The organism is Burkholderia seminalis, from assembly GCF_001718535.1.
GTDB lineage: Bacteria > Pseudomonadota > Gammaproteobacteria > Burkholderiales > Burkholderiaceae > Burkholderia > Burkholderia seminalis.
The window spans coordinates 201,230-216,212 of record NZ_CP013399.1 but is presented as its reverse complement, the minus strand read 5'-3'; the positions used below and the strand labels follow the sequence as shown (position 1 = coordinate 216,212).

Below are 14,983 nucleotides of genomic sequence, written 5' to 3'. Positions count from 1 at the left end.
CGCACTGGCGGGCCGCATGCGGCGACGGCGCGCCGTTACCGCATGCGGCCCGCGTCTGGAGGCATTGATGAGCGACCCCCGTACCCTTCATATCTATCGCTACGACCCCGATCGCGACGCGCGGCCGTACATGCAGCGCTACGAGATCGACGTGAACCCGGACGACCGCATGCTGCTCGACGTACTCGGCCGCGTGAAGCGCGACGACGAGACGCTGTCGTACCGGCGTTCGTGCCGTGAAGGCATCTGCGGGTCGGATGCGATGAACATCAACGGCCGCAACGGGCTCGCGTGCCTAGCGAACATGCAGACGCTGCCGCGCGACATCGTGCTGCGGCCGCTGCCGGTGGTGCGCGACCTGATCGTCGACATGACCGATTTCTTCAACCAGTACCACTCGATCCGGCCATACCTGATCAACGACACGCCGCCGCCGGCGCGCGAACGCCTGCAATCGCCGCAGGAACGCGACCAGCTGGACGGGCTGTACGAATGCATCCTGTGCGCGTGCTGCTCGACCGCCTGCCCGAGTTACTGGTGGAATCCGGACAAGTTCGTCGGCCCGGCGGGGCTGCTGCAGGCGTACCGCTTCATCGCGGATTCGCGCGACCTCGGGACGGCCGGGCGGCTCGACGACCTCGAGGATCCGTACCGGCTGTTCCGGTGCCGGACGATCATGAACTGCACGGACGTGTGCCCGAAAGGGCTGAATCCGACCCCGGCGATTTCGGAGATCCGGACGATGCTGGTCAGGCGGACGGTGTGACGCAGGCACCCCGAGGCCGTCGGCGCCTGTTATTTCCCGGCGAACGCGTCGGCATGCGCGGCGCGATGCCGGGCTTCGGTTCGATCGCTGCCCGGATAGAACTGCCGCGCCCATCGCTGAAACACCGGGTACGGCCCGTCGCCCGCGCCCGGCGTACCGTAGCCCGTGTAGTCGCGATTGCTCCACACCATGATGTCTTCCTTGAACACCGGCACGAGCCACAGTCGGTGCAGCAACCGGCCGAGCGCGGCGTAGACGACGCGCCGCAGCGGGGCCGGCCACCTCGACAGCCACGAAAAGCGGAACGAGATGCCGTCCCGGAAGGTCCAGCGCAGCGGCGCGATCTGCACGCCGCACGCGAAGATCTTCGCTTCGAGGCCGATCGCTTTCATTTCATGGTCGGACGACACGCACCCGAGGCCATGCACGCCGATCAGCGTGCTCCATCTGATGTTCTTCCACGCCATGTCCACCTGCATCGAAATACGCGGGCCGTCGATCACCGGGGCATGCGGTTTCATGTCCTTCCAGCGATGCAGCGCGCCGAAATGCTCGAGGTCGTAGCCGTTTTCCGGCAGGTTCTGCATCACGCCACGCAGCGTGAATGCCTGGCCGACCGGCGCCGAGAAGCCGGTCATGTCCACGTCGGGCAGTTCCCAGGTCGGCGCCAGGCCGTCGGCGTTCTGCCACACGAACACGAAGCCGTTCCATTCGCGCACGTGCCGGGTGCGAAGCGTCAGCCCTTGGGCGCCGTGCGGGCAGCGGGCGGTGGCGCGCCGGCCGTCGGGGCCGTATGCGTAGTGATGGAACGGGCAGACGATCTGCTCGCCGTCGACCGTGCCGCCGTGGCCGAGATGCGCGCCCTGGTGCGGGCAATACGCGTCGACCGCGCAGGCGACGCCCGATGCGGTCCGGTACAGCACGACATCGCGTCCCATGAACGGCGTCGTGAGCACGCTGCCGCGCTTCAGCTCGCGGCTGAAACACAGTGCGAACCATCCGTCCGGATAGGGCAGCGGCGCGGTCTCGTCGGCGGGGCCGGTTGCATTCATCGCGTGTTCCTGCGTCGGCTTGGCACTCATCGCGCGAATGCCCGATCGACGTAGGCGACGGCCGCCGGCCCGGCGCCGTCCTGCCCGTCGGGCGCATCGCCGTCGGGCGCCGGATAGAACTGCGCGGCCCAGCGCCGGAACGTCATGATCGGCATCTCGCCGGCCATCAGCGTCGGGCGCGCGTCGTAGTCGCGGTGATGCCAGATGCGCAGGTCGCGCTTGAACTGCGGCACGAACCACCACCGGTAAGCGGCGCTCGCGAGTACCTCGTGCAGGGCCCGTCGCAGCGGCGACGGCCACGCCGACGCGCGTTCGACGCGCAGTGCCACGAATTCACGGCACGTCCAGCGATCGGGTTCGATCTGCGTCGGGAACAGCACGACCCGCGCATGCAGCCCGAGGTCCGGCAGTTCCATGCGCGCGGCCATGCAGCCCAGGCCGTGCATCGTGATATCCAGCAACAGCCGTTGCCCGAGCAGCACGAGCGTCGAGCGCATCGTCATCCGGTGGCCGTCGGCTTGCGGCGGCTCCAGCACCGGATTCGACCAGCCGTGCACCGGACTGAAATGGTTGACGTCGACGCCGTTCTCGGCCGGATTCTGCAGATTGCCGTTCAGGGTGTGGCACGCGCCGCGCGGCCGCGAATAACCATTGAGGTCGAGGTCGGGCAGCGACCACGACGGCGGTGTGCCCGCACGGTCCTGCCATGCGAGCACGAGGCCGTTCCATTCGCGCACCTGGCGGTGCCGCAGCGTGGCGGCAGGCGGCTTGCCGTCTTGCCCGGCGCGCACGCAGGTGCCGTCCGGCGCGAACGCGAGGTGATGGAACGGGCACACGATCTCCTCGCCGCGCACGACGCCGCCGTGCCCGAGATGCGCGCCGAGGTGCGGGCAATGCGGCGCGACCGCGCGAATCAGGCCGGATGCCGTTCGATAAAGCACGACGTCCTCGCCCATGAAACGCGTGACGACGAGCGCGCCGGGTCTGACGTCGCGGCTGTAGGCCAGCGCGAACCAGCCGTCCGGATAGCGATGTCGCGAGGCGGCGGGCGCGGACACGGGAGGGATCGATGCGTGCATGCGCGTCTCCGGTCACCGGTGCGAATCGTGCCGCTCCGCCGCCGCGATTTCCTCGAGCGTCGGCAGCGCAGTCATCGCGACTTCGCCGCCGGCGAAGCGCCCGCCGCCGAGATCGTCGCCGTGGTAGCGGGTGCTGAACGCGTGGAATTCCGCGTTGCCGGCGCTCATGTAGCCCAGTTCCGTCACGTACGCCTGCGTGTCGGCGTCGCCGGCCAGCACGCCTGTCGCGATCGCGTCGCGCGCGTCGATCAGGTGGCGCTCGTTCGACGCGCACAGGGCAGCCAGCCGGTCGAGCGCCGCCTGCACGTCCAGTTGTTCGACGCGCATCAGGATCCAGACGGCATTGAACCGCTCATGCGCGGACCACTCCTTGCGAAACGAAAACAGGTCGTTGACGAGGATCACCGAATCGATCGCCGCGTCGCGCGCATCGGCCAGTGCCGGGTGTTTCGCGAGGCGCTCGCCCATGTCGATGTCGAGCGCGTATTCGGTGAGCAGGGTGATCCAGTGCCCGAATCCCTCGACCCGGCGAAACGCCAGATAGTCGGCGAGCGACAGGCGCGACGCGTCGGTCGCCGTCGGATTGGCCTGGGTGCGGATCTGGTCGCGGATGCATTCGACGAACCGCTGCCAGAAGGCCGGGCGCGCGTCGCCCGCGGTGCGCATCAGGCGCAGCGTGTCGTGCAGCAGTCGCGCGGAAGGCGCGTCGGCCGGCGGAAGCTTGCCGTCGACGGCCGCGAGGAAATGCTCGCGCAACGTGTCGAGCCCCGCCTGATCGCCGGTGCGCGCGAGATGCGTGAACGCATCGTCCATCAGCGTCGTGACGTGCATCATGCGGTGGATCGTGTACACGCGATCGGGCCGCGCATTCGGGTAACACAGGCTGCCATAGGCGGGAATGCGCTGCGCGAGAAAACGGCGCGCCGCTGCCTCGCTGCGATAGTGCTGCAGGATGATTGGGTAGTCGTCGATCGCGAGCTGCCGCTCGATCGCTTCATGCCGCGGGTGCCGTGCAACGGGCAGCGACAGACGCGGCAGCGGCAGCACCAGCGTCTGCGTGGCGCTCGCGGTGCGTGGCGTTTGGGAGGCGTGCATGCGAGTCTCCCGGTCATGCGTCCGGTTTGACCGCGACGACGCTGTAGGTCGACACCTTGTTCTTGATCAGCGCGACGGACCAGTTTTCGGCGAGCACGCGCAGTTCTTCCAGCGTGTCCGGGGCGTGGTGCGGAAAATGGCGATCGATGTTGGCCTTGGCGTCCATCAGCCAGCGCGCGACGTCGATGTTCGACGGCAGCACGCGCATGTCGCGGATGGCGAACCCGGCGTCGACCAGCACCTGCCTGAAATAATCGGGCGTCTTGCGGTGTTTGCACGCGATCCGGTCGATCTCGTCCGGCGTGTCGGACTGATATTCGCTCAGATCGACGTTGTACAGATTATCCGAGATGACCACCGATCCGCCGGGGCGCACGCGGGCATGCAGCGCGCGCATCGCCTTTTCGTACAGTGCGTTCGGGAAATGCGAGATCACGCCGCGAATGATCACGAGATCGTACGGCGTCGCGGGATCGGGTAGTCGATCGACGTCCTGGGCGTTGCACTGATAGAGGTTGATGCGGCCCGCGAGCCCGTGCTGCGCATGAAAACGTGCGCAGTAGTCGAGCTGCTCGCGACTGACGTTGACCCCGTCGAGACACAGGCAGTCGGGGAAGCGGCCGGCCAGATACTTGAGGATGTAGCCCCAGCCGCAGCCGATGTCGAGAATGCGCTCGACGCGCGCGGGAGCCGGGGCGTCGAAACCGGCGAAATGAAGCTGGCGTTCGAAGTAGCGCATGCCCGATTCGTCGAGCGAGATCGGCGGCGTGGAGCGGGGATCGTCGTAAACACCGAACTGGAACAGCAGGTACTCGCCGATCGCCTTGCGCCAGTCGTCCGGACTGCCGGCGTAGGTCGTCTGCACTTTCCGTTCGTAATCGTTCACCGTCTCGCCATGCAGCACGCGGATAGGCAGCGCGCGCTCCAGGTGGGGCGCGCGCAGTTCGGCGCTCGCCCGTTCGCTGAGCTGATTCATCGAAATCCTCGCGTCGTCTATTTCCGAAAAAACCGGACGAAACAATGCCTGCCGATTGAGCGGCAGCGCAGGTCTTCACGAGACGTCGGCACGAAAATGCGCCCGCCGATACGTGAGATCGAATAAATCGATGTAATGCTTCTGTCGAAGCGTTATGAAGGTGAAAGATCCGTGCGCATTTACAGGTCCCCGGATAAATGGCGGAAAGGGTGCCGAGACGAAGCATCGCAACCCCGGCCCCATACCATGTGCGGGCCTTCTGGCATTGCGGGATCGCGCCGGCCAGCCGGTTCGGCGCGGTATGTCGCTTGCGTTTTCACGATTCCGATACTGCGATTGTGAAACGGAAGCGAAGTGTATTCGTTATATGAGAGGCAATTCGCTTTTTCAAGAATCTTCCAGCCTGTTTTAAAAACACCGGGAAAGCAGGCGCTAATTAAAATATTGAAATCGCAATGGTCAACGGCGATTGGGATTATTTCGATTCGATGAATCGAAGCCGGGCGGCCGCGCCGCGAACGATCGCGCACGCGGCTGCCTGGCCGGACGAGGCCGGCCGCATGACGTCAGGCTCGACGGGAACGCGCGCTCGCGCCGAACGAGCCGGGCGCGGTGAACGGTCGCCTACGGCCGCGCGGCAATCTCGTCGAGATGCCACAGCAGGTCGGCCGGGTCGTCGTACACGCGCAGCGCGCCGGCGCGTTCCAGTTCGTCGCTGCCGTAGCCGCCCGACAGCAGCCCGACGCCGAGCGCGCGGCAGCGGGCGGCGGCCAGCATGTCCCAGATGCTGTCGCCGACCACGACGGTGTGCTCGATCGGCACGTTCAACTGCGCGGCGGCCGTCAGGAACAGGTCCGGGTCCGGCTTCGCATACTTGACCTGATCGCGTGTGACGACCACCTGCTTCGCCGGATCGACGCCGAGCGCCTCGAGATTGATGGCGGCCGTTTCCATCCGTCCGCTGGTGGCGATCGCCCAGCGGATGCCCGCGCCGGACAGCGCGGCCAGCAGTTCGCGCGCGCCCGGCAGCGGACGCACCTGCGCGCGCAGCCGCTGGTAGGCGGCCGCATGCAGCCGTGCGAGCCGCTCGACACGCTCGGCGTCGATGTCGCCCGCCGTCTCGCGCAGCAGCTGGTTCAGGAACAGGCCGCCGCTCATCCCGATCTTGCGGTGGATACGCCATACCGACAGCTCGATCCCCTCCGCATCGAGCGCTTCCTTCCACGCGAGCACGTGCTGATAGACGCTGTCGACGAGCGTGCCGTCGAGATCGAACAGAAACGACGTTTCAATGCGCATGTGAATCTCCTGGTCCGGTGACAGGCGGGCGAAGCGTCCGCGGGAATCGTGGTCGATGGAGACATTATCGGCGCATGGCCGTGTCGTCGCCATGTCCGGCCGCCGGTACGGCGACGTGTCATGCGCCGCTGGTACAATCGCCCGATGCGCCGGGCCGGGCCTTCTGTGCCGCTTTCCGCGCCGCGCCCGTGCCGTACACACCCCCAACCCTCGTCTCGTCGATTCCACGCATGGCAACACCGGACGCCATCAGTTCCAGGCACTCGTGGTGGGGCGTACTGGCCCTGTCACTCACCGCCTTCATTTTCAACACCACCGAATTCGTGCCGGTCGCGCTGCTCAGCGCGATCGGCGACAGCCTGCAGATGCAGCCGACCGCCGTCGGCCTGATGCTGACGATCTACGCATGGGCGGTGGCCGTCGTGTCGCTGCCGCTGACCTTCGTCACGCGTCACGTCGAACGGCGCAAGCTGCTGGTCGGCGCGTTGCTGGTGTTCATCGGCAGCCACATCGTGACCGGCGTCGCATGGAATTTCACGGTGCTGATGATCGGCCGGCTCGGCATCGCGTGCGCGCATGCGGTGTTCTGGTCGATTTCCGTCCCGCTGGCGGTGCGGCTCGCGCCGAGCGACCGCAAAAGCCGCGCGCTGAGCCTCATCGCGATGGGCTCGGCGATCGCGATGGTCGCCGGCATTCCGCTCGGCCGCGTGATCGGCGAGGCGTTCGGCTGGCGCGTCACGTTCCTGATCATCGCGGGCGCCGCGGCCGGCGCGGCGCTGGTGTTGCGCGCCACGTTGCCGGTCCTGCCGAGCCAGGGCGCCGGCTCGCTGAGCAGCATCGGCGTGTTCCTGCGCAAGCCGGCCCTGGTGGCGCTCTACGCGATTACCGTCCTGGTCGTGTCCGCGCATTTCACGTCGTACACGTACATCGAGCCGTTCGTCCAGAGCGTGAACCACGCGAGCAGCAGCCGGATCACGTACGTGCTGATCCTGTTCGGCATCGCCGGCCTGCCGGCCGCGCTCTGCTTCAATCGCGCGTACCCGCGCGATCCCGACCGGTTTCTGCTGACGTCGATCGTCGCGTTGTCGGGTTGCCTGCTGGTCCTGTTCCCGTGCGCGCTGAACATCGTCACGCTGTCCGTGCATACGCTGGTGTGGGGCGGCGCGATCGTCTGCTTCGGCCTCGCGATGCAGGCGTGGGTGCTGAAGCTGGCGCCGGACGCGACCGACCTCGCGGTGTCGATCTACTCCGGGCTGTACAACGTGGGCATCGGCGCGGGTGCACTGCTCGGCAACCATATCGCCGGGGACTACGGGCTGCCGTGGATCGGCACGTTTGGCGGCGTGGTCGGCGCGTTCGCGGTCGGGATCGCGTGGCTCGCGTTGCGGCTTCATGCGCGGCAGGCAGTGGCTTAAAGGCCGCGCAAGCCCGTTATCGGCATGAACGGGCCCCAAGCGCCATTGTCATGCGGCCCGCTTCGTCCCGCGTCGTCAATGCGGCGCGTCGTATGGGAGCCCCGCCGCATCGCGCTGCCGCAGTTTCGCGTACAGCGTCGTGCGTGAAATGCCGAGTTGCCGCGCGGCCGCCGACACGTTGCCGTCATGCTCGTCGAGCGCCCGGCGGATCGCGTCGAGCGACTGTTCGCGCAGGCTGACGCTGGCGGGTGGGCTGACGGCCGGCGCCGCGTGACACAGGTCCTCCGCGTCGGCGAGCACGTCGGCGTGGCGCGCGGCGGTCGCCCGATCGAGCGGTGCGCGCACGGTGCGCACCCAGATGTGGCTGCCATCGTCGCGTGCGATCCGCTGCGGCGTGCGCGACGGTGTCAGCAAGCGACGCTGCTGCGCGGGCGTCGCACCGGGAAACAGTTGCCGGAGCTCGACCGGTGCGGCCGGCCCTTCGGGCGCGAGGTCGAGCATCCGGCGCGCCGGCCGGCTCACCGCACGCACGCGGCCGGACCCGTCGAGCGCAATGACGCCGGCGAGCGGCGTGCCGAGCCAGCGCGGATCGTATTGCACCTGCAGCAGATGGCAGTCGCGCAGCATCGCATAAAGCCGCTGCTCGGCGGACAGCGCCGCATGCCGGAACGGCTCGAGCAGTTGCGCGACATTGCGCCGGCCGGTGCCGGTGATATCGAGCGCGCCGATGACTTCACCGTCGAAGCCGACCAGCGGTACCGCGAGACAGAACACCCGCGAGAACGCGTCGAGATAATGCTGCGCGCCCGCGACGACGGTCTCGACGCCGTCGTGAATCACGCAGCTCGGCGCGGTCGTGCCGATGTTCGGTTCGACGATCCGGCGCCCGGCGACGATCGGCGTCAGCAGCGCGTCGTCGCATTGGGGGCTGCGTCGCGCGTGGATGACCGTGCCGTGCGGATTGACGCACATGATCGTCCATTCGCTGCCGCCGAATGCGGCCCACAGCGGCTCGATCTCCTGCGCGACGCAGCGATAGAGCCGCCGGTCCGCGCGCGATTCGTCGTGCTCGCGCTGCATTTCATAGCGGGCGGTTTGCCACGGCCGCAGCCCGGCATCGCGCGAGCGCAGCCACGAGCGCGCGACGCCGGCCGGCAACGCCGTGTCCGGCAGCGGCTCGCCCGCGGCGAAGCGGGCGCGGAGCCGGTCGAGGTCGACCGGCCGTGCAGGGGATTCGGGGGCCATGTTCACGCTGCGCTCCATGTGGGTCGAAAGTCCGGGCGCGCGTGCCGCGCCGGCGTGTCGAGCGAATGCGTAATATAGCCCGGTGCCCGGAATGCGGCATTTTCCTTCCCCGAGGGCGTCGTTGCGTGCCGCCGCGAGGCGTCGGCGGCCCGCGCGGCGCCCGCGTGCGCTCAATGCGGCAAGCGCAGGATCGGCTTGAGCGTGATTCCCGTGCTGCTGTCTTCCGCCGCCTGGTTGATCTGCTCGAGCGGATAGAACTTCACCAGCCGGTCGAACGGAAACCGCCCTTGCAGGTGCAGTTGCACGAGCTGCGGAATGAACGTCTGCGGCACGCTGTCGCCTTCGACGATGCCGCGGATCGTGTGGCCGCCGAGCAGCAGGCTGTTCACGTCGAATTCGGCTTTCGTGCCGAGCTTCGGCGCGCCGACCACGCCCATCGTGCCGCGCGAGCCGAGCGCGTCGATCCCTTGCGACAGCACCGCCGGCAGCCCGGTCGATTCGAGCGCATAGTCGACGCCACCGCCGGTGATCTCGCGGATCGCGTCGCCGACGTCGACTTCCCGGCTGTTGAGCGCGTGCGTCGCGCCGAGCTCGAGCGCCAGCGCGAGCCGCGACGGGACGATGTCGACCGCGATGATCGTCGTCGCACCCGCGATGCGTGCGGCCATCACGGCACTCATCCCGACCGCCCCCGCGCCGAAGCTCGCGAAGCTGCTGCCGGGGCGCACCGCGAGCGAGTTGATCACCGCGCCCGCGCCGGTCTGGATCCCGCAGCCGAGCGGGCCGAGCAGTTCGAGCGGCGCTTGCTTCGGCACCTTGATCGCGTTGTTCTCGCGTGCGAGCGCGTAGCTCGCGAACGACGACTGCGCGAAGAAATGATCGTGCAGCGGTTGTCCGGCTTCGTCGCGGATGGCCGTCTGCCCGTCGGCGTCGGCGCCGCCGAAATTCAGCGCGAAGAACTGCCGGCAATACGCGCCGTGACCGCCGACGCACGACGCGCAGTGGCCGCACGCGCCGTAGGTGAGCACGACGTGATCGCCGGCGGCGAGCGTCTTCACGTCCGGGCCGACCGCCTCGACCACGCCGGCGCCTTCGTGACCGAGCACGGCCGGCAGCGGTACCGGGTAGTACTGGTCGCGCACGATCAGGTCGGTGTGGCACAGGCCCGTCGCGACGACGCGTACCAGCACCTCGTCGGCGCGCGGCGCGCGGAGCCGCGCGGATTCGATCGTGAAGGGCGCGCCGGCGGCGCGTGCGACGGCCGCGGTGACGGCGCGCGTATCGTTTTCGGTGTACATGGTCGGTCTCCTCGTCAAATCGGGTACAACGGCGCTTCGCCCTTGATCGTCAGCCACTGCCACTGCGTGAATTCTTCCCAGTTCGCGCTGCCGCCGATGCTCGCACCATTGCCCGATGCGCCGACGCCGCCGAACGGATTGATCACTTCGTCGTTCACCGTCTGGTCGTTGATGTGCAGCAGCCCCGTGTTCAGGCGTTCGCCGATCCTCAGCGCGCGGCCGACGTCGGCGGACAGGATCGCCATCGACAGCCCATATTCGGTTTGATTGGCGAGGGTGATCGCGTCTTCGTCGGTATCGAACGGCACGACGATCGCGACCGGCCCGAAAATTTCCTCGTCGAACGCCGGATTGCCCGGCGTGACGCCGCTCAGCACGGTCGGCTCGAAGAACAGGCCGCGATGGCCGCCGCCCGTCTCGACGCGTGCGCCCGCGCGGCGGGCTGCATCGACCACGCTCGCCGCATGGTCGCATTGCGCGGCATTGATCAACGGTCCGAGGCCGACGTCGCCGGTAGCCGGGTCGCCGACGCGCAGGCTTTGCGCCTTCTCGACGAGCTTCGCGACGAAGCGGTCGTGGATCGCGCGCTGCACGAGCACGCGGCCGGTCGCCATGCATATCTGGCCTTGATGCAGATACGCGCCCCACGCGGTGTTGGCGACCGCGCGGTCGAGATCGGCGTCGTCGAGCACGATCAGCGAGTTCTTGCCGCCGAGTTCCAACGATACCTTCTTCAGATGGCGGCCCGCCGCTTCGCCGACCTTGCGCCCGGCCGCGGTGGAGCCGGTGAACTGGATCATCGCGACATGCGGATCGGCGACCAGCGCGGCGCCGGCCGCACCGTCGCCGGGCAGCACGTGCAGCACGCCCTCGGGCAGGCCGGCTAGCTCGAACACGCGCGCGATCGCGACACCGCCGCACACGGCGGTGCGCGGATCGGGTTTCAACACGACCGCGTTGCCGAGCGCGAGCGCCGGTGCGACCGCGCGCAGCGCGAGGTACAGCGGGAAATTGAACGGCGAGATCACGCCGACCACGCCGCGCGGGCGGCGGCGCGCGAGCGACAGCCGGCCGGCCGCCGACGGCAGCACTTCACCGGCTGCGCGCGACGGCAGCCCGGCGGCCTCGTGCAATGCCTTGATCGTAACGGACGTTTCGAACGACGCCTTCGCGCGCGTCGAGCCGCTTTCGCGCACGAGCCAGTCGACGATCGCATCGAAATGCGTTTCGGCGACGGCCGCCGCGCGGCGCAGCACCGCCGCGCGCTCGTCGTAGGGCAGGGCGAACCATGCGGGTTGCGCGCGATGGGCGGCGATGGCGGCTTCCGCGATGGCCGCGCCGTCGGCGAGACCGATGCGGCCGAGCGTGTTGCCGGTCGCCGGTTCGATCACGTCGGCCGCGTGCGGGCTCGCGTCCCAGCGGCCGGTGAAGATCTTGCCGCGCCAGATGTCGGCGTCGAACAGTGCGGTGTTGCTGCTATCCATGTGCGCTCCTGTGGAAATTCGGATCGCCGGATCGGGCAACGCGCTGCCCGCTCCAGCATGCCCGCGAGGGTAGGCGGGCAGGGCGAAACGGAGCTATCCGGGTTTCTTCCCACGCGCGGGAGGCGTATGGATTGGGGCGTGTTCGCGATGCGGTGTGCGGAAACTGAACAGTCGCTGTGGGTTTTGTTGTCGCATTCTGTTCGATGACACTGCAGGTGTGGCCGGTGCGGCGGGACCGGTGCCTGATCTGAAGGCCCGGCGTGAAAACCTGCGCGAAGACTTTCGGTCACGCGTGTTCGGATCGGCCGTTATCGATCCGCAAAGGATATCTGGCGCCCCCGATTGCAGTCATTTTCAAGAATGCGCTTTGGCCTGGCAGCCCCATTCCGCAATTAACTCGAGGCGATGCCGGTGACGTGCCTGATCGATCGTGGGAGCGGGTGCGCGTGGCCATGGATCTTCCGTGGAGAACCACACTTCGTGCCGTTGTCGCCGGCCTGTCTGACGGACGACACCGAGGCGGAGATCGAGGCCGTATGAGCCGGAGCCGGATTCGGCCGGTGCGCGGCGTACCTGGTTCGGCCGTACGTCCAGCAGGGGCGCCTGGTGCGCCTGTTGCCGAGCCTCGAACCGGAACCGTGGAGGCCGCACGTCTATCGGCCGCGGCCCGATGCCACGGCGTATCCGGGGGGTACGACGAACGCGTGGCGAAGCTCGCGCACGCAACGTCGCGAGCGTAGCGGCGCGCCTGTCCGGTTTTACTTCAAACCGGCAATAACGACGCGGATTGTTTCCGCCTGGTCGATCAAGTGTCCAAAGAGTGGGTTTTCGCGGACGATCGCGGCAAGCATCGACGTCAACGCGATGGGCGACCGGAACACCGTCATCTCCCAATATGTGACCGCGTGCCGCAAAGATTGAAACGGGGAAACGAACGTCATTAATCTGCGTACGCGCACGATGCTGACTGGCGTGCGTCGTTCACAACAATCGGGAGACGAAGATGAAGGGCGTCAATCATTTAGGAATGTTGATGATATGTCTCGTGGCGGCAGCGATTGGCCTGTCGGCATGCGGCGGCGACGATGTCGGTTCGTCGCCGGGAACGAACACGTCGGCGACGGGGACGACCTCGACCACCGGCACGACGTCGACGACTGGCGGCGGCACGACCCCCACCGGTACGTCCCCGACCGCACTGCAGCAGATCGCGGTGAATCCGCCGCCGATGGGCTGGTCGTCGTGGAACAGCCTCGAGGAAAACGTCAGCTTCGATACGATCAAGGCGCAGGCCGACGGCCTGGCCGCGCTGAACGCGAACCTCGCGACGGGCAACAAGTACCAGTATGTGAACATCGACGAAGGCTGGTGGACGTCCAGAAAGCGCGACGCGAACGGCAACTTCATCCTCAACGTCGACATGAACGGCAATCCCACCAATCAGTGGCCGGGCGGGATGAAGGCGATGGCCGACTACATTCACGGCAAGGGGTTGAAGGCCGGCATCTATATCGACTCCGGGCCGCAGGGCTGCGGAAACACGAACGGCACGCATTTCGTCGGCAGCGACTACGCGCACTACGATCACGACTTCCTGCAGTTCGCGCAGTGGGGCTACGACTTCGTCAAGGTCGACTGGTGCGGCGGCAGCGCGGCCGGATACGATCCGCAGCAAGCCTATACGGCGATCTCGCAGGCGATTCAGAAAGCCTATGTCGCCACCGGGAAGCGGCTGGTGCTGAACATGTGCGACTGGGGCACGCTCGGCAAGAGCGGTTATCCCGACTACAACCTGGGGCCCTGGGACTGGGGCGCGGGGATCGCGACTTCGTGGCGCACGACGGGCGACATCTACGGGCCGGGGAGCGGGGTGCCGAAGTTCGGCTCGGTGCTCGGCAACTTCAACGGCAACTATCACCCCGAAGGCCAGCACACCGGTTACTACAACGATCCGGACATGATGGTGGCCGGCATGGGCATGACGGCGGCGAACGACCTGGCGCACGTGAATCTGTGGGCCATCGCCGGCGCGCCGATGATACTCGGCAACGACCTGTCGAAGTCGCTGTCGAGCGATACGGCGAGCCTGCTCACCAATCCCGAGCTGATCGCGATCGACCAGGACATGCTGGGCCTGCAGGGCTTGAAGGTCGCGGATGCCAACGGGCAGCAGGTGTGGGCGAAGCTGCTGGCCGGCGCGGGCAAACGCGCGGTGCTGCTGTTCAATAACGGCACGGCGGCGAGCGACATCACGGTGACGTGGCAGCAACTGGGCTTCGCGGCCGGTACGTCGGCGACCGTCCGCGATGTCTGGGCGCACAAGGATCTCGGCGCGGCGACCGGTGCCTACACGGCCGCGAGCGTGCCGGCCGGCGGCACCGTGATGCTCGTGTTGAGCGGCACGGACCTGCCGTCGACCGCCTACCTGCCGGGCCCGCTGTCGGGCGGCGCGACGGTCGCGGACTGCACCGCGTGTGCGAGCGGCAAGAAGGTGACGGGGCTGGGCGCGGTGACGTTCAACAACGTGACCTCGCAAACGGTGGGCGGTTATGTCCAGATCGCCTACCTGAACACCGGGACGGAAACCGCCAGCGCACAGCTCGCGGCGAACGGCGGCAACGGCACGACGCTCGCGTTTCCGCCCACCGGCAATACCGTCGGCACGGTAACGGTCTTTGTCAACCTGCAGTCCGGGCCGAACACGTTGACCTTGTCGGGCACCGGCGGTACGACGGCAGCACCGGACGTCACGTCGGTCGCCGTGGTGGCCGGCCCGGTGAAGGTTCCGCCGCCGCCGCCGCTGGCTTACGAGGCCGAGGCAGCCGGCAACACGCTCGGCGGGGCGGCGCACGTGTCGTCATGCGGCGCGTGTTCGCGCGGACAGGACGTCGGCTATATCGGCAACGGTGACGGGACCAGCAACGGCACGCTCACGATCAACGGCATCTCGGTGCCGGCGGACGGCACCTACAGCGTCGTGATCGCCTACGTGAACGGCGATTCGACGCCGCGCAGCGCGCAGGTCGGTTTCGACGGCGCGGCGCCCGTGTCCGTGTCGTTCCCGTCGACGGGCGGATGGGGGAACGTGTCGACGGTGACGGTGACGGGCACGTTCAGGCAAGGGAGCGCCAACACGCTGAAGTTCTCCAATCCGACGGGCTGGGCGCCCGACATCGACGGTATCGGTGCGCCGGCAAGGCAGTGACGTGCGCATGGCGCGGCGCCCCGCTCGCGGGCCGTCGCGCCATTCATCGGAACACGCGCGGCAAGCCGA

Annotated in this window: 11 protein-coding genes; 3 read left to right on the top strand and 8 right to left on the bottom strand. The window is 67.7% G+C overall.

Going from position 1 to position 14,983, the window contains the following annotated elements:
- Nucleotides 1-67: 67 nt before the first annotated feature.
- Complete coding sequence (locus WJ12_RS16845; protein ID WP_059561154.1) at nt 68-766, top strand: succinate dehydrogenase/fumarate reductase iron-sulfur subunit; 699 nt, start codon at nt 68-70, stop codon at nt 764-766.
- A 29-nt stretch (nt 767-795) separates the two neighbouring features.
- Here WJ12_RS16845 and WJ12_RS16840 read toward each other — a convergent pair whose 3' ends face one another.
- The 5 genes from WJ12_RS16840 to WJ12_RS16820 all read right to left on the bottom strand — a co-directional run bounded on the left by WJ12_RS16840 (nt 796) and on the right by WJ12_RS16820 (nt 6,267).
- Entirely contained in the window at nt 796-1,818 is a 1,023-nt protein-coding gene (locus tag WJ12_RS16840) for a Rieske (2Fe-2S) protein (RefSeq protein WP_226103835.1), read from the bottom strand.
- Between the two features lie 26 nt (nt 1,819-1,844).
- Nucleotides 1,845-2,897, bottom strand: a complete 1,053-nt coding sequence (locus tag WJ12_RS16835) for a Rieske 2Fe-2S domain-containing protein (RefSeq protein ID WP_059561149.1) — start codon at nt 2,895-2,897, stop codon at nt 1,845-1,847.
- A 12-nt stretch (nt 2,898-2,909) separates the two neighbouring features.
- Nucleotides 2,910-3,992, bottom strand: a complete 1,083-nt coding sequence (locus WJ12_RS16830; RefSeq protein ID WP_059561147.1) for a terpene synthase family protein — start codon at nt 3,990-3,992, stop codon at nt 2,910-2,912.
- Nucleotides 3,993-4,005: 13 nt separating this feature from the next.
- On the bottom strand, nt 4,006-4,968 hold the full coding sequence (locus WJ12_RS16825) for an SAM-dependent methyltransferase (protein ID WP_059561144.1): 963 nt from the start codon (nt 4,966-4,968) through the stop codon (nt 4,006-4,008).
- A 624-nt stretch (nt 4,969-5,592) separates the two neighbouring features.
- Nucleotides 5,593-6,267, bottom strand: a complete 675-nt coding sequence (locus WJ12_RS16820; RefSeq protein ID WP_034190015.1) for an HAD family hydrolase — start codon at nt 6,265-6,267, stop codon at nt 5,593-5,595.
- A 230-nt stretch (nt 6,268-6,497) separates the two neighbouring features.
- Here WJ12_RS16820 and WJ12_RS16815 point away from each other — a divergent pair, with 230 nt between their 5' ends.
- The gene (locus WJ12_RS16815; protein ID WP_059561142.1) at nt 6,498-7,682 is read left to right on the top strand and encodes a sugar transporter; all 1,185 of its coding nucleotides are present in this window, start codon (nt 6,498-6,500) and stop codon (nt 7,680-7,682) included.
- Nucleotides 7,683-7,757: 75 nt separating this feature from the next.
- Here the strand turns inward: WJ12_RS16815 and WJ12_RS16810 are convergent, their stop codons facing one another.
- The 3 genes from WJ12_RS16810 to WJ12_RS16800 form a co-directional block, all read right to left on the bottom strand.
- On the bottom strand, nt 7,758-8,927 hold the full coding sequence (locus tag WJ12_RS16810) for a helix-turn-helix domain-containing protein (protein ID WP_226103844.1): 1,170 nt from the start codon (nt 8,925-8,927) through the stop codon (nt 7,758-7,760).
- A gap of 170 nt (nt 8,928-9,097) precedes the next feature.
- Nucleotides 9,098-10,225, bottom strand: coding sequence for an NAD(P)-dependent alcohol dehydrogenase (locus tag WJ12_RS16805; RefSeq protein ID WP_069245749.1), 1,128 nt, complete (start codon nt 10,223-10,225; stop codon nt 9,098-9,100).
- 14 nt (nt 10,226-10,239) lie between these two features.
- Complete coding sequence (locus WJ12_RS16800) at nt 10,240-11,709, bottom strand: benzaldehyde dehydrogenase (RefSeq protein WP_059561134.1); 1,470 nt, start codon at nt 11,707-11,709, stop codon at nt 10,240-10,242.
- A 1,045-nt stretch (nt 11,710-12,754) separates the two neighbouring features.
- On the opposite strand from WJ12_RS16800, the gene WJ12_RS16790 reads away from it, so the two are divergent.
- Nucleotides 12,755-14,914 carry an alpha-galactosidase D gene (locus WJ12_RS16790; RefSeq protein ID WP_226103834.1) on the top strand — a complete coding sequence of 720 codons (2,160 nt, stop codon included), beginning with the start codon at nt 12,755-12,757 and terminating at the stop codon, nt 14,912-14,914.
- Nucleotides 14,915-14,983 lie beyond the last annotated feature (69 nt).